General features: G+C 32.1%; 20 protein-coding genes and 5 tRNA genes. 9 read left to right on the top strand and 16 right to left on the bottom strand.

What is annotated here, in order from left to right; all coding sequences use genetic code 11:
* Positions 1-42: 42 nt before the first annotated feature.
* The 4 genes from Q0K76_RS00260 to Q0K76_RS00245 all read right to left on the bottom strand — a co-directional run bounded on the left by Q0K76_RS00260 (position 43) and on the right by Q0K76_RS00245 (position 4886).
* The gene (locus tag Q0K76_RS00260; RefSeq protein WP_294609465.1) at positions 43-948 is read right to left on the bottom strand and encodes a MucB/RseB C-terminal domain-containing protein; all 906 of its coding nucleotides are present in this window, start codon (positions 946-948) and stop codon (positions 43-45) included.
* Between the two features lie 87 nt (positions 949-1035).
* Positions 1036-1599 (bottom strand): RseA family anti-sigma factor, encoded by a 564-nt coding sequence (locus Q0K76_RS00255; RefSeq protein WP_294609461.1) that lies wholly within the window; start codon positions 1597-1599, stop codon positions 1036-1038.
* A 47-nt stretch (positions 1600-1646) separates the two neighbouring features.
* Positions 1647-2219, bottom strand: coding sequence for an RNA polymerase sigma factor RpoE (gene rpoE, locus Q0K76_RS00250; RefSeq protein WP_294609458.1), 573 nt, complete (start codon positions 2217-2219; stop codon positions 1647-1649).
* Positions 2220-2417: 198 nt separating this feature from the next.
* Positions 2418-4886, bottom strand: a complete 2469-nt coding sequence (locus Q0K76_RS00245) for a class I adenylate cyclase (protein WP_294609455.1) — start codon at positions 4884-4886, stop codon at positions 2418-2420.
* Positions 4887-5464: 578 nt separating this feature from the next.
* Between Q0K76_RS00245 and Q0K76_RS00240 the strand changes: the two genes are divergently transcribed.
* On the top strand, positions 5465-6265 hold the full coding sequence (locus Q0K76_RS00240) for a YdgH/BhsA/McbA-like domain containing protein (RefSeq protein ID WP_294609452.1): 801 nt from the start codon (positions 5465-5467) through the stop codon (positions 6263-6265).
* 159 nt (positions 6266-6424) lie between these two features.
* Here Q0K76_RS00240 and Q0K76_RS00235 read toward each other — a convergent pair whose 3' ends face one another.
* The 8 genes from Q0K76_RS00235 to Q0K76_RS00200 form a co-directional block, all read right to left on the bottom strand.
* The gene (locus Q0K76_RS00235; RefSeq protein WP_294609449.1) at positions 6425-6982 is read right to left on the bottom strand and encodes a PH domain-containing protein; all 558 of its coding nucleotides are present in this window, start codon (positions 6980-6982) and stop codon (positions 6425-6427) included.
* 851 nt (positions 6983-7833) lie between these two features.
* Positions 7834-7908, bottom strand: a tRNA-Gln gene (locus Q0K76_RS00230).
* A gap of 24 nt (positions 7909-7932) precedes the next feature.
* Positions 7933-8017, bottom strand: a tRNA-Leu gene (locus Q0K76_RS00225).
* 77 nt (positions 8018-8094) lie between these two features.
* A tRNA-Gln gene (locus Q0K76_RS00220) sits at positions 8095-8169 on the bottom strand.
* 25 nt (positions 8170-8194) lie between these two features.
* A tRNA-Leu gene (locus Q0K76_RS00215) sits at positions 8195-8279 on the bottom strand.
* A 38-nt stretch (positions 8280-8317) separates the two neighbouring features.
* Positions 8318-8394, bottom strand: a tRNA-Met gene (locus tag Q0K76_RS00210).
* Positions 8395-8517: 123 nt separating this feature from the next.
* Entirely contained in the window at positions 8518-9609 is a 1092-nt protein-coding gene (locus tag Q0K76_RS00205) for a multifunctional CCA tRNA nucleotidyl transferase/2'3'-cyclic phosphodiesterase/2'nucleotidase/phosphatase (protein ID WP_294609446.1), read from the bottom strand.
* The gene (locus Q0K76_RS00200; protein ID WP_294609443.1) at positions 9610-10245 is read right to left on the bottom strand and encodes a TIGR04211 family SH3 domain-containing protein; all 636 of its coding nucleotides are present in this window, start codon (positions 10243-10245) and stop codon (positions 9610-9612) included. It abuts the gene before it with no gap.
* An 801-nt stretch (positions 10246-11046) separates the two neighbouring features.
* Between Q0K76_RS00200 and Q0K76_RS00195 the strand changes: the two genes are divergently transcribed.
* From Q0K76_RS00195 to Q0K76_RS00160, 8 genes are all read left to right on the top strand, one after another.
* Positions 11047-12051, top strand: coding sequence for a substrate-binding domain-containing protein (locus tag Q0K76_RS00195; protein WP_294609440.1), 1005 nt, complete (start codon positions 11047-11049; stop codon positions 12049-12051).
* 618 nt (positions 12052-12669) lie between these two features.
* Positions 12670-13338: a hypothetical protein gene (locus tag Q0K76_RS00190; protein WP_294609438.1), complete on the top strand. Its 669-nt coding sequence runs from the start codon at positions 12670-12672 to the stop codon at positions 13336-13338.
* A 98-nt stretch (positions 13339-13436) separates the two neighbouring features.
* On the top strand, positions 13437-13595 hold the full coding sequence (locus Q0K76_RS00185; RefSeq protein ID WP_294609435.1) for a hypothetical protein: 159 nt from the start codon (positions 13437-13439) through the stop codon (positions 13593-13595).
* A complete protein-coding gene (locus tag Q0K76_RS00180) occupies positions 13592-14059 on the top strand; it encodes a hypothetical protein (RefSeq protein ID WP_294609432.1) in 468 nt (155 codons plus the stop codon). The genes Q0K76_RS00185 and Q0K76_RS00180 overlap by 4 nt, the downstream gene beginning before the upstream one ends.
* Before the next feature lie 108 nt (positions 14060-14167).
* Positions 14168-14731: a hypothetical protein gene (locus Q0K76_RS00175; RefSeq protein WP_363322349.1), complete on the top strand. Its 564-nt coding sequence runs from the start codon at positions 14168-14170 to the stop codon at positions 14729-14731.
* A gap of 248 nt (positions 14732-14979) precedes the next feature.
* A complete protein-coding gene (locus Q0K76_RS00170; protein ID WP_294609424.1) occupies positions 14980-15297 on the top strand; it encodes a hypothetical protein in 318 nt (105 codons plus the stop codon).
* 253 nt (positions 15298-15550) lie between these two features.
* Positions 15551-15982, top strand: coding sequence for a hypothetical protein (locus Q0K76_RS00165; RefSeq protein WP_294609421.1), 432 nt, complete (start codon positions 15551-15553; stop codon positions 15980-15982).
* Between the two features lie 320 nt (positions 15983-16302).
* On the top strand, positions 16303-16578 hold the full coding sequence (locus Q0K76_RS00160; protein ID WP_294609418.1) for a hypothetical protein: 276 nt from the start codon (positions 16303-16305) through the stop codon (positions 16576-16578).
* Positions 16579-16764: 186 nt separating this feature from the next.
* Here Q0K76_RS00160 and recB read toward each other — a convergent pair whose 3' ends face one another.
* The 4 genes from recB to Q0K76_RS00140 all read right to left on the bottom strand — a co-directional run bounded on the left by recB (position 16765) and on the right by Q0K76_RS00140 (position 23157).
* Complete coding sequence (recB, locus tag Q0K76_RS00155) at positions 16765-20235, bottom strand: exodeoxyribonuclease V subunit beta (RefSeq protein ID WP_294609415.1); 3471 nt, start codon at positions 20233-20235, stop codon at positions 16765-16767.
* Entirely contained in the window at positions 20214-20672 is a 459-nt protein-coding gene (gene sixA / locus Q0K76_RS00150) for a phosphohistidine phosphatase SixA (RefSeq protein ID WP_294609412.1), read from the bottom strand. The genes recB and sixA overlap by 22 nt, the downstream gene beginning before the upstream one ends.
* A gap of 17 nt (positions 20673-20689) precedes the next feature.
* Positions 20690-20986 carry a YfcZ/YiiS family protein gene (locus tag Q0K76_RS00145; RefSeq protein WP_294609409.1) on the bottom strand — a complete coding sequence of 99 codons (297 nt, stop codon included), beginning with the start codon at positions 20984-20986 and terminating at the stop codon, positions 20690-20692.
* Positions 20987-21372: 386 nt separating this feature from the next.
* Positions 21373-23157, bottom strand: a complete 1785-nt coding sequence (locus tag Q0K76_RS00140; RefSeq protein ID WP_294609407.1) for a DEAD/DEAH family ATP-dependent RNA helicase — start codon at positions 23155-23157, stop codon at positions 21373-21375.
* Positions 23158-23469 lie beyond the last annotated feature (312 nt).

The raw sequence follows: 23469 nt of genomic DNA, 5'->3' as shown, positions 1-23469 counted from the left end.
CATTAATGGTCGCTAAGCATAGTGTTATCGAGATGTTTGCGGCTATTTCTCAATAATATTTTGTGCTATACGTTCAATGGTAACTAAAGGTAAATTACCAATAATAATGATATTTTTATTAGCGAAATTGGTTGAAAAAATTGTTCTTCCACCTTGTTGAATAAATTGATTTGATTGTTTTGTTTCCTCTGGAGAAACATTCACGGTAAATGAAAACACACCATCTGAAAATAACTTAGTTGCAATATCTGATTCATAGAAATTAACATTATAAGCTGCAATTTCTTTAAATCCATTTGGTAACCATGCCAATCGCCAATCTACTAATGCACTATTTTGTTTTTCAATTGATAACAAAATTGGATAAGTTCGATGATTAATATAATCAGTCATTTTTTTCTTGTTAAAGTTCATATCTAACTGAATAACTTTTAATTGGCTTATAATCTCATTATTTTGATCTAAGAGATCGATGCGCATTGGTAAATAAGTTTCAACATCTATCCAGATAACATAACTGTAGCGATCTTTGTCTTTAGCAACGATTTTAACAAGTTGTACACTACGATTAGCCGTTCTTGTGTTCCCCAATAAGGCAAAATCATATATGCTAGTAAGTTGAGCAAAATCATTATAAATGACATCAGGAAAAGCTTCAATAATACGAGAACTGGCTATTGAAAATGACGGACTATCGGGTTGGAAATAACTGGTAACACTTTTATGCAAAATAATTTCTTTGGCTGGACCTTCAAGGTAAAGTAAATGAGCATTAATATTTTCTTTTTTCGCTGCACCTAAATGACTATATTCAAAAGTTGTCACATATTGATTTTTATCTTGCGAAATAAAATTAATACGATAACTTCGCGTTTGCACCGCCTTATTCATTTTATTTAGTAATAGTAATACATCATTAGCATCTTCGGCAAACACTAAAGACGGCAAGAACACCAAAAACAAAGTACAAAAACATTTTGTACTTCGTTTATTAAAAAACATCATCAAATAATTTATAAAGATTTTCATTTCTGATTAATGAGCATTTAATCTCTTTTGTAATTCATAATCTTGTAAAAGTAATTTGATTTTATCGTATTGTCTTTTTTCAAGTATTTGTTGATCATCTTGCTGTGATATACCACCAACAGGTGCAAGGTTAACCCCTATAGGAGTAGTATTCAATGTTGGTGGTACTCCATTTGAATCCTCAGTTTGACCTTGATAATATTGTACGCCCGCTATAATTCCTAGAGTAACACAGGCAGCAAGCCCTACTTGGCTCACTTTGGCCATAACTTCTTTTACCCGAATCCAAAAAAGATTATGTTTTTGAGGAACAAGAACTTCATTCGGATTTGGTTGCTCCGCTAATTGATGATATGTATCTTCATTAGCCAGTGCTTTAGCAACCTGATTAGCAATATCTAATGTTAATAAACTATTATGCAATTTTCCACGCATAGCATCTCTAACAATATGATATCGGTGCCAACACGATTGCAAATTTTTATCGCGCAATACCTCGTCAATAAAATTGTCATCCGTAATTTCACCATCCATAAGTAATGAAAGTTGTTCTTTCCGTTCTATTTGCATAGTAGATACCTTAAATTTACGACTTCTTTTTAAGAATTTTTTATCTATTAATTGATTAATGGTTTAATTTTTTCATCAATAGCATCACGAGCTCTAAAAATCCGCGATCTAACTGTCCCAACGGGTATATTCATAATTTGTGCTATTTCTTCATAACTTAAACCATCAATTTCACGCAACGTGATGGCTGTTCTTAAATCATCTGGTAAAGCTTCGATTGTTTCAAATACTACTTTTTTAACTTCATCCGACAGAATCAAACTTTCAGGGTTATTAATATCCCTCAACGATTCTGCACCTTCGTACCCTTCTGCTTCACCCGCATCAATATCTGACGATGGAGGACGCCGACCTTGAGAGGTTAAATAATTTTTAGCTGTATTAACGGCTATCCGATACAGCCAGGTATAAAAAATACTTTCACCTTTAAATAAACTCAGTGAGCGATAAGCTTTAATAAAGGTCTCTTGCACCACATCAGGAATTTCTGAAGCCGATACATAACGAGAAACTACATAAGCTAATTTATTTTGATAACGAACCACAAGCAAATTGAACGCATTTTTATCTCCGTTTAATACACGATCAACTAATACTTGGTCTGTTACTTGCTCCCCCATTACAGGCCATTCCTCATTTATGTTGATAACTGTTTTTTGGCCCAAATTTGCGCTTATAAACAATTAGATTCGTAAATTAAAAAAAAGTTCCCATTATTTTAATAGAATTTTTATTATTTTATCTACCAAAATCTATTTTTATATTAAAACATGGTATTTACCTGAAACATCTTTACAGCATTATTTATCACTGATGATTCAATTTAGTAAATAAATTTCTCTTTCTCCTGCGTCATTGTAACTAATTTGATAAAATTGTGGTAAATTGAAGTTAACAGAACTACTTGTTGTAAAAGTAAAACGATCATCAGACAAAACATAAAAATCATTAATCGCTTTAACCATATTTTCTTTAGTTCCATTACAATTACGATAAATTTCAACTTGATTGTGTTCATTTAAAATATACAGGTCAAAGCCAACATCAGTATCTTCAAAAAAGAATTGAATAATACCTTCATAGGCAACACTATCAATTTCTTTTGGTAGTTCATTAGTCTCATCTAAAATATTCAAAGGTCGACCTTGTACTTTATTATTTGATACTGCACCATAAAAATCAATGGCACTCTCAAATTGATGAAATGATACACCTAGTCGTTCAAAAAAAAGATACCAGGATGATCCACCAATTCTTAATGGTTTAACTTGTGTTGAATTATTTTTTGTTGTAGTTAATCGTAAATCTACACAATCATCCATTAATTTTTTCATTTGATATTTAATTTCAGTCGCAAAATATTTGCTATAACAAAAAATTTCCATTGATTCGGGTAAATCTGCATCTTTGTGCATACGATTAAGTAAGGCTTTAATCGCCTCTAAAACGCATAATGTGCCACTAAAATGTAAAACTCGAATCTCATTCCATGAATTACGATAAAGAAGATCGATAGAACCAACTAAGCTAAGCTCTTTTTTAGCATAATTTAGTACATTCATATTTACATCATCTTCAAATTCAATGCCAACTGTTGGATCCATTTCTACATTTAAAATAATAGCCAAATGACGGATTTCACAAGGACCATAAAGCTGTTCTTCGGTTGCCGCTCCAACATCAATTGGGAAATATTGTTTTAGATCATTAATTAATTTACTAATTTTGGTGTTATCTCGTTCATCACCATCATGATAAAAAATACTGGTCGAATCAGAAATTAAACCATTAAAATAACACCAGCCAATTAGTTTAACCAAATATTTACTGTATTCTAGATATTGATGACCTATTATTGCATTAAGTATAGGTTTTTGATTATACACATACCAACCAGCTCGATTTATTCTATCTTCTTTAACATGAATAAAGGTCAATACATCTTCTTGCAGATTATTTGAAATATTAAGTTTTAATGTGGTTATTTTACCAGGTAAGACTTCAAATGAAGCGTAAAGTTTTCGAGTTAATATTGCAAGATCTTGAGGACTTATCTGTGACTCTAAATTATTGCGTCGCCCAAAATTAAGTAAATTGCGATATCCTGTCATCATAGTGTGTAACAATACTTCGTTCACTTCTCGTACTTGGGCTATTTTCCATGCATGGCTGGCATCTAATTTTGCAATTAACTGTTGGCTCCATCCCCATTGTTTAACTAATTGACTTAATATTTTTCTACGCCATGAAGCTGAAGTAACAGGTATTGATAACTTTTCATCGACTTTTAAATAAAAACAGCTTCTTACCAATTCAAGTCTTTGATAATCTTTAATTTCAATTAAGTATTTGCTGATCCTTTCCAAAAGCATATAGTATGAGTCTAAATCGCTGTTTTTTAGATTGCCTGTTTGTATACAGATTTTCATTTCGTGAGCAATAGTGATATTTTCTGGATAAATCCAAGAATAAGCTTCCAGTAATAATGTTTTAAGTACAGCTTTAAATGGGGAATCAATACTTTTATAAAGTTGCCATAAACTTGCACCAAAATATTCTTGCGCAGATAAACTAGTCAATGAGCCAAAATCTATCCATTCTTGCCTTTGGATCATTTGCAACTCAACTAAAGCCTTTACACACTCTTCATATGTGGGATAAATTATACCATTGATGGTCAAATCGTGTGGAACTGCAAACCATAACAATAATTTTCCCGCTAAAAGATTAGCTGAACGATAAAATTCTTCAAGTAACAAGATATGTTGCGCTGAACCACAATTTTCACCAATTAGACATTCATGATGCTGATTAATAAACCGATCAACATCTACAACAAATAATGTTAATTTTACCTGTTGCTGTTCTGCCCACTGTTCAATTAAGCGGCATTTTCGTTGTAAAGCTTGTTTTTTAGTATCCGATAAATTATTTTCAATACAAACCCAAATATCTAAATCTGAGTTAGTAGATTGCCCGATCGAACAAGTACTCCCCATTGAGTATAGCGCGGATATATCCGCAATAGCATTCGAAGATGTTGAAACAAAATTAAACTCTTTTTTAAGTTGTTCATCAATTTCATCTGAAGGTTGATAACAAGCAATACCAAAAGGTATGTCATCTTCTAAATATCCGGGTAACTCAGGACTGTGATAATGAAAAAGAGTAGGAAGCAATGAAAAAACCCTTTGAAACGTAGCAGGCATGCCAATGACTGCTCGCTCACGTTTTAAATTGGCAAGATCGTTAAGTTCTTTCTTTATATTGTTGATATAATATTGCATAGCATCATTAAGGTGAAACACGCGTATTAAATTAACTTCCGACTTCAATCTATCATTTTATTAGCATAACGTAAATAGAATGTAAAATTTTTAAATATCAATAAAAATATTTATTTTAATTATCATTAAAAAATAAATCTAAAAAAGAGACTATGCTACTATCGCTTCATTGAGATTATAAGTTGATCTAAGACAATAAAAGTCATGTAACAAAAATTTATTATCATTAGTAAAATAGTTGTACAAAAAAAATTGAATTATAAATAGAATTGTGAATAAACTCGAATAAAAAGATATTTTCTCGCATTTTTTATCAATTAATGCGAAATATCTTCTTTTTCAGCAAAAAATCTTGAAATTTATTTATAAAAATTTTATATACTATAAAGATTGTATTTATTTTTCTCTCATTAGCATTTCTGTATATCTATACGTTTTTTTAAATAGAAATATATAAAATATCTGGAGCTAGCTCAAGATATTAGTATTCTTTAAACTATTTAGATTGTTCTGACAAATAAGTAAGCGTTAACTATTAATATTTAATTTTACTAACTTAGAAAATAAAGGATATTATCATGAAACGTTTTAATAAATCTTCCCTTACACTTGCTGTATTACTATCTTTACCTATTGCCAATCTTTATGCAGCAGAGTCTCTATCAGCTATTGAGAGTAATCATCTAGTACCAATGAAAGAAATTTTCGTAACAGGTAATTATTTACAAGCCGAAAATGCAGCCAACGATATTTCAAGAGTAGCAGATGAAGCAGGAGCTAAATATTATCATATCAAAGCAATTGAAAATGCAACTGCAGGCGACTCAGCAGACCGTGCAATTGTTTATGCTGACATTTATCAATCAAATGCACCCATTGCAGTAAAAAAAGATGAAGTTACATACAATGGCGTTGTGGGCTACGAACGTTGTAAAGCTCTTTATTATTTACCATTCGAAATAGTTAAATTTAAAGGTAATTACAACAATACTGCTGAAATCACTAATTCAGCAAGTAAATTAGCTAAGGAAAGAGATGCTTATGCATTTTATATTTATTCAATTGCTCCTGATAATGCCAAAAACCAAACACAAGACATTGAAGTAGCTTTATATAAAAAAGAAGCACCTATTAGAGATTATATTGTAAAAACCGATTTAACTGATCAAGATGCATACGAAATTAGTAGTGATGCATTCAAGGTAATGAAACCATACGAAACCATCGTTTTCCATGGAGTATTTAATAATACAACAGATATAAGTGCTGCGGCTCAAAAACACGCTATTGCCAATAATGCACATTTTTACTATGTTAAAGAAGTATCAGCAAATCCAGCTAGTACTGTACAAACTGTTTTTGTGAATCTATATAAATAACATCATTCTCTTTGTGATTTTCCACGGCCAACATCCATAATAGCACGTGGAAAATCATATTAATGAAATAAAGTAACTATTAACTACGCTACTAAAATAATTAAATAAATATAATTTTTTTAGAGTATAGCCTGCCACCGTTGGTATGTTTGCGGATCTTCAACCTAAAATTTTATCTTTTTGAGATTGAAGTTCTTCTTCTGTAAGAATTCCTCTTTCTTTTAATAATGCTAGGCGTTCTAATTGTTCAATTAGATCATCATTAGCGGTTGGCTGTTGGATAGTATTTGCCTCCTTATTTTGTTTAAGACTTTCTACAGCGTCTTTTATCATATTGGCAAATGGTATTACTCCTTTTTTTGGAACATTTTCAATTGTATAAGTTTGCTCACCGGTGGCAATAACAAGTTCACCAGATAATATTTTAGTTTCCGCGCAGATTGACGATATGGTAATTAAATCAATAGCTACCTGCTTTACACAAAATGACATGCCTTTATCTAAAAAGATAATACGTTGATTAGTGAGAATAATTAACCATGCCTTCCCGTCAATTTTACCTGATGATACCGCCACCGGTGCTTCGCCTTGCATGACAATTTGTGGAAAAAGTGAAAATTCATTTTTGGTAAAAAAACTATCGTTATTAGACAATTTTTTTAATCGTTCAAACTCAGCTGATAGTTGATCCCTAGTGGCTGTTTTATAATCAATCATTTATATTTCCTTTATATTTATTTTTATAGTTGCAAATAATGCTAAAGATTTTTGTAATCTTTAAGATTTACAATGTGCAACTTTAATTAAGTTATTTACTTGATATTTTATGACTATTTCACCGTTACGCTCCATCGTTTGGCTTTTGTGCATGACTCATTTCTTGCCACTAATACGAATTCAAAATCAGCATTAAAATAACTACCTTCATCTTTTTTATTGCTTTATTTTCATATTGATTAAATTATATTATTATTCAATAAATTTTATCAATTATAGTTTTATTCCCTTTTTCACTGATATATTTTCCCAAACAATTAGATGAAACTATTATTGATTATCTTATTATTTTATCATTGTTAACGTCAGATTCATCTCCACTGTTGCATAGCTATTGAAGATTTTCACCCAATTCGATGATACATCCTAAAATTATATCAGCTAGCAACAGTATGGCGTTAAATTATGCTAATGATAACGCTTGGCCTTATTTACCATTTAAAATTGACAGCTTTCAAGCTTTTTAGTTTATCAGTTAGTTAAGTTCTAACTCTTTTACAATCAATAAAGTCAAAACCTCTATCCATAAACTATCAGATTAATGAAGTTGCTATAATTCTTAAAAAAACAAATGTGTGTAAAGCTAATATAGTGGGCAATCTATTGCAAAACTCGCTGCAAAATTTTACTAATGCGACAAAAATCTAACCATGCAATATATTTAGGTTAATAATATTTTAATGTTTAAATGAAAAAACGGATTATATATAATCAAAAAAAAATCTATTAGCATTAAGTTGATTTAATTCAATTAATAATCATAATTAAAACTGATTCATGCGATGTTTTTATGGCTGGGGTACAAGGATTCGAACCTTGGGATGGCGGAATCAGAATCCGCTGCCTTACCGCTTGGCTATACCCCAATATAAGGGATGAAAAGAGATATCTGGTACGGGTAGTGAGATTTGAACTCGCACACCTTTCGGAACTAGAACCTGAATCTAGCGCGTCTACCAATTCCGCCATACCCGCAAAGAATAAACGAAAATGTTATATGCTAAAATATAATACAGAATTAACAAAGATATCATAAATCATGCAGATTAAAATGGCTGGGGTACCAGGATTCGAACCTGGGCGTGGCGGGATCAAAACCCGCTGCCTTACCGCTTGGCTATACCCCAATTGAGTATGGAAACTAAGATTAAATGGTGCGGGTGGAGAGACTTGAACTCACACACCTTGCGGCGCCAGAACCTAAATCTGGTGCGTCTACCAATTTCGCCACACCCGCAATGTATACTTCCGGTAAAAGTATAACTTTAATCTTAATGGTGGCTACGACGGGATTCGAACCTGTGACCCCATCATTATGAGTGATGTGCTCTAACCAGCTGAGCTACGTAGCCATTTCATTCGCAACGTCATAACCAACACTGCGAGGCGCATTATGCTTGTGTTACGTCAAATCGTCAACTATTTTTTTTAGATATTTTGAAAAAAAATCTCAACTGATTAAGATGCAATCAAATCTAGTCTAATAACGATTCAATTCGCCTTTTTTGCAATTCAATCTGAATCGATTTTCCAGTAAAACCTTGAGCAATAATTTCCTGTACATTAACGCCAAGAGCTATTTTATAAGCTTTTTCAAGATATTGAGCTTGATGATAAGATTTGGTTTTGGCAAACGCCTGACTTGCAATAATCAATTGGCTAAGATGTTTAGGATTTCGCCATACATCTATACCATTTAATAAATCAATAATTTGCTTTGCTGTAAGATCTTCAATCTGATCAACACTTTTGTGGTATTGCTGTACCATAATAGCTGTCTTAACGAAACTTTGAGGAGCTTTAATTCTATTACATAACATCTCTATCGATGTTTTAGTCGGTAAATTACCACATAACACAGCAAAACGAATGATTAATTCATTGGTCAATAAAGTTGACTTTTTTAACGCATCCATAATAGTTGGCGTTAATATTAATGAAGGAAACAAATAATTAAGTGCTCCACATTGTTTAAGCACTTGAAAGTAGATTTGAGGATTTTGAGTAGTTAATGCTTTTTCTGTCTCTTTCCAAATCCGTTCAGGAGTAAGGTAACTGACTTCGCCTGCTGATACCATCTCCTTCATTAAAAACATTGTGTCTTTGGCAATTACAAAACCTAATTGATGATAGCGCGCAGCAAAACGGGCCACACGTAAAATACGCAACGGATCTTCTCGAAAAGCTATAGAAACATGACGCAATATTTTATGATTAAGATCATCAACCCCATGGTAAGGATCAATAATATTACCCTTATCATCCATAGCAATAGCATTGATAGTAAGATCTCGACGAACAAGATCTTGTTCTAGAGTGACATCTTTACCAAAATCACAAATAAATCCAGTATAACCTTTGCCAGACTTGCGCTCTGTACGCGCTAAAGCATATTCCTCTTTAGTGATTGGATGTAAAAATACTGGAAAATCTTTACCTACTTGTTGATAGCCTAAAGAAATCAACTCATCGGGAGTAGCACCGACAACTACCCAATCTCGATCAATAACGGGGAATTGTAATAACTGATCCCGAACGCTGCCACCAACAAGATAAGTCTCGCTCATCTAACGCAACCAATTGTCTCTTTTACGCCGCTTAGGTATGATACTTGGCAATACGAGACCTAAAATCAATCCCCCACCAGCAATAAGTCCCCCATTGAATAACCAGTTACTATTGGTGTTTTCTGGCTTACTATCCTCTTGACTTAACTTAATGCTTTGGTTATTTTGCATCGCATCAATTTGTTTTCTTTGCTCGTCAATCTGTTTTTCTAACTCATTATTTTTATTTTGAAGATTCTCTATTGACTTCTCAGCTGTTTGTAATTTTTGAACATAATCATCTACAGTATTTTGATGATGTTGATCGACATTATTGGCTTTATTTTTATAATCAGCTAACTGAGCCTCCAATAAAAAATAAAGCTCCTTATAACTAGGATTTTCATTTAGTTTATTAGATTCAATCCAAGCTGTTGTGCCATTGCTAACTTGAATTCGCGTATATTTGCCATCAGAACTTTTTTCAAGTTCAGTAACTTTTTCCCCAGCTTTGGCAGAATTAGATAAAGCATACTGAGCACCAGGGCCACGCCGCAGATAAACATCAACATTGTCTGTCACATATTTTTCAATAGCGTGAACATTACAAGCCAGAGTAATAAAAAAGAGTGAAGTAATAATATTTTGTTTTTTCATGAAATTTCAATCAATCATCCATAAATGCTATCATAATAACACAAAAAATGTACTTTTCGCACAACCATTTTTTATTATCTACATATAAATTCTGTAGTTTGAATTTTAAAGTCTATAAAATGGAATCGTTTTCATTTTACGGAATCAGTATAACAAAAGAAAAATTTAATTATATTTATTTTGTTCAACTATTATTAGCTTATAGTTGAACAAAATTAACTTTCGAAAATACATGAATTTCTAGTTTAGTAATTATTTAGATAATATTTTACCTATACATTTTCACCATGAATAACCTCATTTAGATAAACGATTACATAATATTTTATTTAATCAAAAATGGAGGCAAAAATAGCGATTTAACTAATTGGTCAATAGACAGGGGTTAAGTATTCTTTTAGCTGTTTTCGTTCCTGTAGCAATGATATAAATAAGCGATATTGCTAAATAATCGAAATCAATATTGCCACTAATTAAATTACTTATCGTATGCCAAAAAATAGACAATAGTACAACTTTCTTATTCTTATTTGAACAAATTCATACTGAAACGATTCAGATATCGATAGAATTATTGGCAAAAAGTTATTTTTCGCTTATCATGATTGATCAATCCAAATATTCAGTGCCCTACCTGCAGAGTCCACCTGAAGATGAGGATAACAAAATGTTTTATGTGTGGCTCTGTGTTTCATGAACCCTCTTAATCTCCAGCTAGCACTACATATAAAATAAATTCAAGTATAAAAATTATTTGAAGGCAGATAATTTTGTTTATAGTAATTAATAAAAGGTCTTTTTATGGCTACAATCAAAGATGTTGCACGCTTAGCTAAAGTGTCAGTTGCAACAGTATCTCGCGTTATTAATAATGCAAACAATGTGAGTGACAAAACTCGCAATACCGTAAAAAATACCATGGAAAAATTAAACTACTATCCGAATGCTAATGCACGTGCGTTATCACAACAAAATTCTAACACTATTGGTATTGTCGTTCCAGATGTATCCGATCCATTTTTTGGCACTATGGTTAGTACGGTTGAAAAAGTTGCATCCCGAACAGGAAATTTTTTGTTAATTGGTAATGGATATCACCAGGAAGGATTAGAATACAATGCCATAACAAAGCTTATTGAACACCGTTGCTCATCACTTGTGGTGCATGCCAAAATATTGACTGATAGTACCCTAAAAAAATTAATGCAACAGGTTCCAGGAATGGTTTTGATTAATCGCATAATAACAGATTTTCAAGAACGTTGTATCGCTCTTGACGATCGTTATGGCTCCTATTTAGCAGTTAAACATTTAATTCAAAATGGTCATACCAAGATAGCTTATTTATGTTCTAGTCATGAAATTATAGATTCATCTGATCGTTTACAAGGTTATAAAGATGCTTTAAAAGAACATCACATAAACTATGATGAAAATTTTATTGCTGTTTCAGTACCAACCGAAATGGGTGGTGAGCAAGCTATGATGTCATTATTAGAACGTAATCGTAAATTCACTGCTATTGCTTGTTACAATGATTCTATGGCTGCCGGTGCCATGTCAGTTCTCTATGATAATGATATAAAAATCCCCGCCGAAATTTCAATCATTGGTTTTGACGATTTACTTCTAGCTCGCTATTTACATCCAAAACTTACAACGGTGCGCTATCCATTACAAACAATGACTGAACAGGCAGCCGAATTGGCATTGCGACTTGCTAAAGGTGAAAAGGCACCACCAAATATGATTAATATTTTTGTGCCAACGCTCACTAAACGTTATTCTGTAAATTGTATTGTGTAATTATTTGCATTAATTATGGTTAATCCCCAAAAATATGTGATTAAGTTTTATTTTTGCTTTATTGAACACAGCTATCCTATCCCCCTGTATAAAAAATCATGAACTTTGACAAGAAGTTTCAGGTTAAGTTAACGTTTAAGTATAAAATAAAGGCTACATTCAAAAGCTAAGTGCAAATCGAGTTGGTAAAAGACTTGATAGGGTGTTTTAAATCCAAGTCGTTTTCGTGGACGATGATTTAATCGTGCCATAACCAAAAAGTTATCTGATTAATTGTTGTTAAAGCTTGGGTGAAATTTACCATCTCATTTTCAACAAAGTAAACCAAATCTTCATCTACCTAGAATACATTAAGCATCACTAGCGCAAAGAGATAACTATTATAATGAAAATCACGTCTACAACTTACATTCTAATTTAAAATGAACAACGTGATATTGTTTGGCAAACCAACTAAAAAGCGTAGGTTGATTTATAGTTACTTCAAGTACTATATTATTCTTGACGATAGATTTACCATCCAAGACTAACTAAGGTTAACAAAAAGATTTAGCTTTTATCAAAATGTATCTAATTTATTAGGGATGATCTATTTGAAATTATATGGAGATTACCGCGATGATAAAAAAAACCAAAGATGATATTTTTAAAGAAATTACTGATGTGATAGCACCTGCATTTGCTTCCAAAGGCTTTCAACTCAGGAAAAACAACTTGTTTGAATATAATGATTCAGAAGGTAACCTGTTTCAATATGAAATTAATCTCAGTAAGCAAAAAGGCTATTTTTCATTGCATTTAATGCTTAATGTATTTAATAAAAACATAATGGAGCCCATCAATAAAATATTGGAGTCCGTCTTAAGAGATGATGAATATGATTATCCTGATAATTGGGATGATGCTTGTATTGAGTCCACTATAAAATTTAGAATAAAAAATAAATATCTATGCGGAGTAACAGATTGGCGCTGTTTTAAAAACGAAGAAGAATCATTGTCTGATTTTCGTGATAGGTTTTCAATATGGTTTTGTGTCTTTGATGAGCTAGATGAAAAATTAAACTGGAAAAATCAATTAATTGAAAGTGTTAATATGGCAACATATTGGTTTTTTGAGGTTTATAATAAAGACTGGGTAATAGCAAATACTGAATATCCTTCTTTATATTTACTAAAAAAAGAGAACAGATTGGATGAATTAAAAGAACGATATGCTGATCTGTTACATTTCTCATTTGCAAAAAAAGAACTCGAGCTTTTTATGAAATATCTGGGAAAAAGCTAACCAAGAAAAATACAACTAGCTGTACAAGTTAGATATAACAAAGCCACTGTTACCGAAGTTATAAGTAAAACGCACATTGCTATATGGAGATTACTGCAATGATTAAAAAAACCAAAGAGGATATTATTAAAGAAATTTGTGATGTCATCGAACCTGCATTTGCTTCTAAAGGCTTTCAGCTCAGGAAAAACAACTTATTTGAATATAATGATTCAGAAGGTAATTTTCATAAGCATCCATCTGGACAAAAAATATGATAAATGATAGTTTGAAAGAAAAGATAATTAATAATATTTTTCATTCTTATAAATCTCTAGTCCAGCCAAACTTCGATTTTCTTTTAGAAAGACAAAATTGGTATAATAATCTGATTTTTAAAATAAAAAATATATATCATAACATCACTGATTTAACCGATTTAAATTATGATGTTTCAAAATCATTAAAAATAATTGACAGACAGAATTTTAAAAATCTCTATCTTTCTTTGGTAGGGAAATATTCTTTATTAATAATAGATGATACTGTATTTGACAATTATTATGCTAGAAGTAATCAATTAACAAAATTAGTACTTTTTCTAAAGCAAAATAATATCCTTTTACTTTGTAGAGATGAACTGTTATCAAAACTACCTGTTAGTATTAAATTTGATGAAAATTCAAACCTTTCAACAGTTTTAGATATATTATTTTCTCCTGGATTAAAACTACCATGTTAGTTATAACGTTTTTCCATTTTTTGTCAAAAGTAAAGTGCCTTTATAAATTGGGAAAAATTAGCGATATTTTGTCTGGGCAAATAATGACGCAAGTTGGTATAATAGATTATGAATAAGAAAATATACTATTTAAAATCGGATGTAACAAACTATTGTTCCTTTATTCAGGATTATCAAGTTCTCGAAGAACATATTATGATTAGATCTGTTGAAGATCCATGGAAACCATTTGATAATAAATATCAAGCTATTACGCTTGAACTAAGATCAAATGATTTTGGTAAAAAGAATTATCAGTTTGATTTTAGTGGTGCTTTGGAGCCATTTTTTGTGATAAGTGAATTTGCTCTGACTGCACTGGCTGATATTTTAGAGCCCCGTGGTCAGGTGTTGCCGGTGATCACTAAGAGTAAACGCAAACAGTTTTTTGGTTATTACCCTACTAATCCTTTATCCGGTTGTTTTGATAAAGAAAAATCAGTTTATCAAGTATACTCAAAAGGATTTGTTATCAATAAACCTGTTCTTATTGCTGAAAACATTACTGATGATTATTTATTCTCTATTGAAGAAGATATTAGTCGAGTTTTTGTGACAGAAAAATTTAAACAACGGGTTGAAGAAGCGGGTTTATTGGCTTTTGACTTCTCAATTGAAATCCCAACGTCTTAAAATAATCAAGCCGGAATGATCTTCTTTATCTTTCTGGCTTATTATTCTTATGCATTCGTAATACCTCATCTTCCCAAAAACATTGCAACCATCAAATGGCGGCTAGTTTCTCAAACAAACGTTTACTTTCATCGCTGAGAATTTTCTACTTGTTTGTTGTACTATTTTAAGGGATAGTAACAAATTAGATGGTTGAAAATGTACTGACATTCCAGATATAGCCACGACACTAACAGAATGATTATGATATGAAAAAATATACAAAACAATATATTAGTAATTTAGCAACTAGTTTAGAAATATGCGATCTTCATGAAGATTGGTCAGGAATAGATGCTATTCTTCCGATTATTGAAAAAATAAAAAAAGAAAAATCTGTTTTTATTATTGAATTTGATGGGAAACGGGATGGAGTTAATGATAATGGTACTTATACTATATTTATAATGGGCGATCATTTATTAGAAAAAGATATCCTTATTAGAACAGATGCATATGATTTAAATGAGGGGCTATGTTATGTTATTGGAACATATGCGGATATATTTTGGCAAAAGTTCCATTGATATACCACAAAATAAAAAGTCATTCGAAACTGAAAAAAATTGATATAACTTTTAACCATTTTATTAATAATAGAAAATAATCTAGTGTAAAGGCTAAAAAATTAAAGGGCAACCAAATCCAACAGGCTTTATATATTCACATACCGAATTACCAATTTGTGAGTTTTGTCCTAGTGTGATTAATCAGTTTAAAGAATTGATTCCTAATAATTAAGTAATAGTAACATAGCGATAAATGATTATAGGTGAACTTATGGCTGTATGGCAATATTCATTTTGGACTATTCCTAAGGATAGTTTAGAGCAAAAATATGAAAACATCCCTAAAGAAATAACAGAAGATGATTTTAACGATTTAATTTGGTTCGATAAATTCAATAAAGATAATTTAATAAAAAAAATTAATTTTTTACCTTCTAATACTTATTGGAATGATAAAACATTGTTTTGGGGTACCTATGAAAGTGATTCTGTAGCAATTACCATTGAAAACGCTTTAATAAGGGAAATTTACATAAGAATAGATCTGCGAAATAATTATATTTCGATGTTAAAAAAAATAATTGAATTATTATCAACAAATGGACTTTACATCTTGGATGAAGAATTAAATGTTATTGCCCCTGAGTTAGATGAAATTATTAATAAGATTGAACTATATAATTCATATGAAGAATTATTTTAAATCAATATTAAAATAAATATAACTTTTCTCAATCATAGTTGAACTAATTTCAATGTTAATTTCATTTGATAATTGTGGGTTATTTAAAATAAGTAGCTTTTTTCAAAAATAATACTAACAAGCTAGACTGTTGAACCGATGGAACAAAGGAATATTAACAATAATTAGGATAGCATCTATAAATAAATTTGCGCAATCTTTTTAGGCGCTACCAATTATACAAAAAGGTTCCATGCTTAGCTATAATGCGATGATACCTAAAATACCTATTTGTTAATGAATTTGCTATATTATGATTGCAAATAAAGGTGCTATATACTATGAATATAATTTTTCCTGACTGGTATGATGATTTATTTGAGTTTGAGTGCGAGTCAAAAGGCTGTATACTTGAGTTAAAATTACAAGTCAACAATGTAGAATATACACATAGTTTTTATGACATACATCGTTTTATACAAGATGCACAAGACGAAATTTCTGAGCGTGGTTTTTTTCAAGAAAATAATGTTGTTATCTTAAAAAAAGTGAATAAAGATAATATATTAAAATTCTTTTCAGAACTATTAAAATATAATAAACCCAAAATGGAATAGACTTATAAAACCAGAGCGATGTGAGTATTAATACCTCTTTTAACGAGCTAATTTTAATAGGAAAAAAGAATAGAAAAAGCAAGTTAAACTTACATTTTACCTATGGCGTAAAAAGCAATTAATACTTCCCTTTCACAATAAATAAACAGATAACTACGTGTAAGTGCCGCTAATGAGAACGAAATGTTAACGTTCGGTTTGTTCACCTTCAAATAGCTTATCGAGTTTTTCGATAAATTGTGGTTCTGGAAGATGGTAAAAAACGCCATTTTCTGGCATACCACGTAAAAAGAGATAATATACGCCACCAAAATGATCTTGATAATGATAATGGGGTAAACGGCTTTTTAAAAAACGATGTAAAGCTAATGCATAAAGTTGATATTGTAGATCATAACGGTGTTCACACATCACTTGTTGTAAGGATTCCAAGTTGTAATTTTCGACAGAATTACCTAACCAATTTGATTTATAATCAACAATATAATACTTACCTGCAAACTCAAACACTAAATCAATAAATCCTTTTAACATACCTTGAACTGTATCAAATTCTAACGCAGGGCATTGTTCTGATAAGCTATCATACTCTTTACAAAGCTTATCTAATTGCTCACTGGTCACTGCTTTACGAATAGGGAGATAAAAAGGTAATTCATGGATACACTTACCTTGTAAAATTTTTGACAAAATTAAATCATGTTGATTAAGTGAGGTTGTTAAGAGTTGTTTTAGCCAATTATTTAGTACATCTAACCATGGTGACGCTAAATTAAGTTTATTGACCAGTTCATGACTTAACTGGTTGATATTATCCTGTGATATGTTTTCCATCATCTTATGTAATAGTGTTCCAACATGAGCACCTTTAGGAAAATGATGAATATCATACTGTATATTGGCAGCTTCAACCATTGCTGACTCCGGTTGATATTCATCCCAATCATTAATAATATCCGGGTTAAATGCCATTGTAGTGTTATGTTTTTGCAGTTCAGTATAACTGGTCACCCGCCAACTATTAGAAAGCTCACGCTGAAAAACATTTGCAGATAAAGATAAACTAGACAATGTTGGGGAAACATACCGCTCGCTAGCAATTGGCAACTCCACATTTACCAAGTTAGCAAAATTACCGATAGCCGTTAATTCATTTTTAAGTAAGTGATTAATTGCCGAGCGATTTTTCTTCAAATATGCAAGACCAATACTGCAATGATATATGGCGCGAGTCATAGCAACATATAATAAACGTAAATCCTCTGCCAAACGTTCATCATCAATTTGTTGTTTAATTTCTTCGGTTAATAACCAGGCATAAGTTGGTTGATAATCATTATCTTTATCATGATAAAATTGAGTATCGGTTGAACGATACTGAGCTATAAAAGGTAGCCAAACTAATGGAAACTCAAGACCTTTTGACTTATGAATTGTGATAATTTTAACCAGATTCTCATCACTTTCTAAACGTTGCTCATGATTTTCAGCACTCAGATCTGGATTAATGATCTGTTTAGTCAACCATCGAATTAAAGCATGTGGACTATCTAGTTCATCAGCTGCTTCTTGCAATAATTCACCTAAATGCATCAAATTCGTCAATACCCGTTCACCGTCTTGACGGCATAAAATATTTTCAGCTAAATGACGTTTTTTCATCATTCTGCGTAACATGACTAATACACCATAATACTGCCATAAAACTTGATATTGTTTAAACTCTTCAACTAAACTATCCCACTTATCTTGATCCTCTGTTATCTGCTCAAGCTGAGTCATGCTTTGACCTAATAGTGATGTCATTATTGCTAAACGTAATGTTGATTCACTTTCAGGCATTAATGCCGCTTGTAATATGCAAAGAACATCTTTAGCTTCTGTTGAGGAGAAAACACTGCTGTGATTAGATAAATAGACACTTTTAATACCATGTGCTGTCAATTTTTGTTGGATAATTTCTGCTTCTCGTCCTGTACGAACTAAAATAGCAATATCAGCTGAAGTAACAAAACGTTGTTCGTTTTGATTGTTAATCAATATTGAAGCCCCAGAAAGCCACGTGACAATTTGTTTGGCACAACAATTGGCAATGTGCTCTTGATAATCGGCAATAGTTGATACCTCATCAGGTAACAGATAAGCAGTTAATGCATCAATTTCTTGATGATTAATTATCAAGTTTTTTTGCTGGTTCTTTTCTGCATAGCTCATTGGCAAAAAAGGGATATTTTCAAAAATAAACGGATTTTCAATTTGTGCAAATAGTTGATTAACGGCATTGACCATCGATGATGATGAGCGCCAATTAACATCCATAGTAAAATGATTTTCACCTACAGATTGCTTAGCTTTTAAATAAGTAAAAATATCAGCACCACGGAAACTATATATAGCTTGTTTAGGATCGCCAATGAATAATAAACCTGTTTCTTTGCTCTGGGTATTATAGATACGATCAAAAACTTGATACTGAACCGGATCGGTATCTTGGAATTCATCTATCAAAGCGACACAATAGTTGCTAGCGATCCTTTTAGCTAACAGCTTTCCTGTATTAATACGCAATGCTCGATTAAGTTGCAAAAGTAAATCATCAAAACTTATTTCACCACGTCTAATTTTTTCAGCATAAATACCCTGACGAACTATCGCAACAATATCCATTAAGATTTGGCTTCGTAAATCAAATGGTTCTATATATAAAGCTTCGATTAATTCAAAAACAACATGTTTAGGTGCGATTTTACCTTCTTTTGTTTTAGCGATTAATACTGTTTGGCAAAACTTGTTAAGTTCATCAGGTAATTCAAAAGTATTGGTTTCTTGGTTCGCCCATACTGATATTTTAGCAAGCCAATTCGGTAAGTTTCGGCTATTATAGGACTGTTTACTTACATCTGATTGCGTAATAATCTTAGTAATTTCATCAATTGAAGATCGCCACGTTTTTTTGACAGTATCAATTTTTAGGAAATTATTCTTGTAAAATTCATTAATTTTCGCTAAAACATCTGAATTAAGCTCTGTTGAATTGTTAAAATCCAAATTTAAATAAGGCGTTATATCAGCCAATAATGCAGCAGGGTCTTGCCATGAAGCTAGCACTAAATAAGCAAGTGATTTATCAAGTGGAATAAAATAATAGCGCCAAAAATCTTGAACAACTTGTAAATACAGTTGTTGCTCATCAGCAATCAATGTTTGCTCAAAAAGAACCCCTGACGTAAATGCGTGGCTAGTAAGTATACGCTGACAAAAGCTATGAATAGTATAAATAGCAGCATCATCCATTGATTGTTGTGCTTGAGTTAACATTTGGATCGCAGTTTGTGGATCAACAATTAATTCAATTAATTGTTGATAAATAGGATCCGTATGTTTGCCCTCTAACAAAGCTAATCTTAACTCTTGAATATTTTGCCGGATACGTGAACGGAGTTCTTGAGTGGCCGCTTTAGTAAACGTTACCACCAAAATCTCATTAACATTCAGCGGTTTTGGATAACTATTTTTGCCAATCCCAAGTAACAATCTAAGATAAATAAAGGCGAGTGAATAAGTCTTACCTGTTCCTGCCGATGCTTCAATCAATGTTCGACCAGTTAAAGGTAACTCTAAAAGATTAAGCTTTTTTACTCCGCTTGATGAAACCATTCAAGCCTTCCTGCAACATCATGTGATAAATCAATGCAAGCTATTGCAGCAGTAGCAAACATTGGAGCAGAAACCTCAGGGCAAAGTTCATTAACTAAATACCCCACAAAAGGAAGGTGAGATACGACAATTACATTTTCAATACCACTTGATGGTAACATTGCTAATAAATTCGCAATCTTTGAAGGGTTCCCACCAGGAACAAGTAAATTATTAGTTTCAATTTGAGATACAGACACTTGGGTCAACAATTCAGTTAATGTTTGCTGCGCACGTAAATAAGGACTCACTAATCCCAAATCGAAATGGAAGCCTAGTTGTTTAAGCCATTGACCTGCCTGCTTAGATTGACTAATACCAAAAGCAGTAAGTGACCTACTAGAATCTGATAAAGCAGAAAATCCTGCTTCACCATGTCTCATAACACAAACTTTCATGAGTATTTAATTATCAATTAACGTAATTTTAATTGAAAAATCATACATTCTGCACCACAACAAAAAGTAAATTTTGCAGCTAATTTATAGCCATCATTTACTTTTTTAATGTTACTATTGATTTCACAAGGTTCAGTTTCCACATCTTTTGCTGCTTGAGTCAATGATGCTAATTTAGCTTGAGCTTCCGATTCCGTTGCAAAAACATGTTCATACTCAGCAGTACAATCCTCATTATCAATAATTGTACCCACATCCACACAACAACACGCGGGAGTTTCATTTGCTTTACATTTGTTTAAAGAATCTGCCATGCCATACCTCTATTTACTTATTAATTTGGTGACAGTATACCCTTAATCTTATTTTTGGGCAAAGCTCTTAATCTTTTGGTTATTGAAGATAACATGTTAGTCTTTCTGGTAAAGAAAAATAATAATGACCTTTTATTTTCATCATCAATAACAGATTTAGATATTAAGAGCATTTTTCTTTTTATATCAGCGCGTTATTATGCACATAATAAAAGTGAATTGATGGTTAAAAATTTTAGATTAGCTTGACTAATTATTGCTGGTCCAAAGGTTGTAGCACTAATTAATTTTATTACCTTAGCAAAAGGTATTGGTAATGATGTTAAACGATACACACATACAAAAAATTAAAAAACGCCTCTACCATTATGGTAGAGGAATTTATATTAAAATTGTGGGGCGGACGGACGACCACTTCCAGATTGACGACTGTTACGCTTCTTAGGCGTAGCAGTTCCAGCTGAATCAGACTTATTACTTCTACGTCCACGTTTAGTTTCGGATGAACCGGTTACTAAACTCATTTTCATAGGCTGATTAAGCACTCTTACTTTTTCAAAGTGTTTTAATATATCTTTTGGCATTCCTTTTGGTAATTCTACTGTTGAATAGGTTTCATACAGTTTAATATTACCAATATAACGGCTACTTATATCTGCTTCATTAGCAATAGCGCCAACAATATGACGAACTTCAACACCATTTTCTTTGCCAATTTCAATACGATACATATCCATATCACCAACATCCCGTCGTTCACGTCGTTTTGGTGTTTCACGGTTATCACCGCGTAACCGACGTTCACTACTACGACCATCTCGCTCCCTTGTTTCCTTTGATGGTTTAAAGACTGGATCCGGAGGTAGAATTAATGAACGTTCTCCTTGAGCTAATTTTAATAAAGCTGTTGCAATAGTTTCAAGATCTGCGCCACAATTTGCTTGTATTTGTTCTAGTAGTGTTTGATATTGATCTAAATCACTACTTTCAAGCTGTTTTTGTACTTGCTCAGTAAATTTAACTAAACGACGTTTTTCTAATAATTCTTTGGAAGGTAATCCCACTTCAGGAATTGGTTTTTTAATCGTTTGCTCGATATTTTTAAGTAAGCGTCGCTCACGGCTATCAACAAATAAAATTGCTCGACCAGCACGACCCGCTCGACCAGTTCGACCGATACGATGCACATACGATTCGGAATCTAATGTAATATCATAATTAATAACCAAACTGATACGTTCAACATCTAAACCCCGGGCAGCCACATCAGTGGCAATTAATATATCTAATCGTCCATTACGTAAGCGATCTAATGTTTGCTCTCGTAATTGTTGAGTCATATCACCATTAAGTGCTGCACAACTATAGCCATGCTTTTCGAGAACCTCAGCTACATCCAAAGTTGCAGTTTTAGTGCGCACAAAAATAATTGCCGCATCAAAATCCTCTGCTTCAAGGAAACGGATAACCGCTTCATTTTTACGCATGCCTCGTACCAGCCAATAGCTCTGATCAATATCAGGTGCTGTTTGATTGGTCGATTTAATCTGAACTTCTTTAGGATTGTGCATAAATCGTTTAGTAATGCGACGAATTGGTGCTGGCATTGTTGCTGAAAATAATGCCGTTTGATGATCATCTGGAATCGCAGCCATAATACTTTCCACATCATCAATAAAGCCCATTCTTAACATTTCATCTGCTTCATCAAGTACCAAACCTTTTAAATTAGAAAGATCCAAGGTTTTACGATTTAAATGATCAAGTAAACGGCCTGGTGTGCCAACCACAATTTGTGGACCTTGTTTTAAGGCTCGAAGTTGCACATCATAACGTTGACCACCATATAATGGCAATACTCTTAACCCTTTCATATATTTTGAATATTCGCCGCAGGCATCAGCAACTTGGATAGCAAGTTCTCGCGTAGGTGCTAAAACTAAAAGTTGTGGCGCTTTTAGATTAATATCAATATTCATTAAAAAAGGAATTGAAAATGCGGCAGTTTTTCCACTACCTGTTTGTGCCATTCCTAATACATCATTGCCAGCTAATAATAAAGGAATACAGGCTGATTGGATTGGTGATGGTTTGCTAAAACCAAGATCATTTAACGCATTAAGAATTTCCTGGGATAATCCAAGGTCAATGAAAGAAACTTCTGTTGTCATGTAAACTCGCTTATAAATTCTAACTGAATATAAACTTACTTTTTAAATTGTCATACTATTGACGATCATTATCTGCAAACATGAATTGTTACTAAGCTAGACTTAGTGACTTTTCTTAATTATTGCATTGCTTTTCAAATAAAAGAAAGTGTATATGAATATGATGCCAGATCACTAAATTGAAAATTTACAACTCACCCCAATAACTAACTGCCGATATTAATTTAATCCAAATAATATAAAAATATAACAAATGAAATTTATTATATACCCTTCATATTAAAGATAAGATCAACTAACAATATTATCAAT

This window comes from uncultured Gilliamella sp. (assembly GCA_945271295.1).
Classification (GTDB): Bacteria; Pseudomonadota; Gammaproteobacteria; order Enterobacterales; family Orbaceae; genus Gilliamella.
Note: the sequence above shows the minus strand (reverse complement) of the source record. Positions and strands in the feature narration are given on the sequence as shown.

Excerpts from the sequence above, each read along its gene's own strand:
- Q0K76_RS00255 (WP_294609461.1), bottom strand. The coding sequence starts at position 1,599 with ATGCAAATAGAACGGAAAGAACAACTTTCATTACTTATGGATGGTGAA.
- sixA (WP_294609412.1), bottom strand. The coding sequence starts at position 20,672 with ATGAAAGTTTGTGTTATGAGACATGGTGAAGCAGGATTTTCTGCTTTA.
- Q0K76_RS00235 (WP_294609449.1), bottom strand. The coding sequence starts at position 6,982 with ATGATTGATTATAAAACAGCCACTAGGGATCAACTATCAGCTGAGTTT.
- Q0K76_RS00175 (WP_363322349.1), top strand. The coding sequence starts at position 14,168 with ATGAATAAGAAAATATACTATTTAAAATCGGATGTAACAAACTATTGT.
- Q0K76_RS00170 (WP_294609424.1), top strand. The coding sequence starts at position 14,980 with ATGAAAAAATATACAAAACAATATATTAGTAATTTAGCAACTAGTTTA.
- Q0K76_RS00205 (WP_294609446.1), bottom strand. The coding sequence starts at position 9,609 with ATGAGCGAGACTTATCTTGTTGGTGGCAGCGTTCGGGATCAGTTATTA.
- Q0K76_RS00200 (WP_294609443.1), bottom strand. The coding sequence starts at position 10,245 with ATGAAAAAACAAAATATTATTACTTCACTCTTTTTTATTACTCTGGCT.
- Q0K76_RS00160 (WP_294609418.1), top strand. The coding sequence starts at position 16,303 with ATGAATATAATTTTTCCTGACTGGTATGATGATTTATTTGAGTTTGAG.
- rpoE (WP_294609458.1), bottom strand. The coding sequence starts at position 2,219 with ATGGGGGAGCAAGTAACAGACCAAGTATTAGTTGATCGTGTATTAAAC.
- Q0K76_RS00240 (WP_294609452.1), top strand. The coding sequence starts at position 5,465 with ATGAAACGTTTTAATAAATCTTCCCTTACACTTGCTGTATTACTATCT.
- Q0K76_RS00145 (WP_294609409.1), bottom strand. The coding sequence starts at position 20,986 with ATGGCAGATTCTTTAAACAAATGTAAAGCAAATGAAACTCCCGCGTGT.
- Q0K76_RS00190 (WP_294609438.1), top strand. The coding sequence starts at position 12,670 with ATGATAAAAAAAACCAAAGATGATATTTTTAAAGAAATTACTGATGTG.
- Q0K76_RS00165 (WP_294609421.1), top strand. The coding sequence starts at position 15,551 with ATGGCTGTATGGCAATATTCATTTTGGACTATTCCTAAGGATAGTTTA.
- Q0K76_RS00195 (WP_294609440.1), top strand. The coding sequence starts at position 11,047 with ATGGCTACAATCAAAGATGTTGCACGCTTAGCTAAAGTGTCAGTTGCA.
- recB (WP_294609415.1), bottom strand. The coding sequence starts at position 20,235 with ATGGTTTCATCAAGCGGAGTAAAAAAGCTTAATCTTTTAGAGTTACCT.
- Q0K76_RS00140 (WP_294609407.1), bottom strand. The coding sequence starts at position 23,157 with ATGACAACAGAAGTTTCTTTCATTGACCTTGGATTATCCCAGGAAATT.
- Q0K76_RS00185 (WP_294609435.1), top strand. The coding sequence starts at position 13,437 with ATGATTAAAAAAACCAAAGAGGATATTATTAAAGAAATTTGTGATGTC.
- Q0K76_RS00245 (WP_294609455.1), bottom strand. The coding sequence starts at position 4,886 with ATGCAATATTATATCAACAATATAAAGAAAGAACTTAACGATCTTGCC.
- Q0K76_RS00180 (WP_294609432.1), top strand. The coding sequence starts at position 13,592 with ATGATAAATGATAGTTTGAAAGAAAAGATAATTAATAATATTTTTCAT.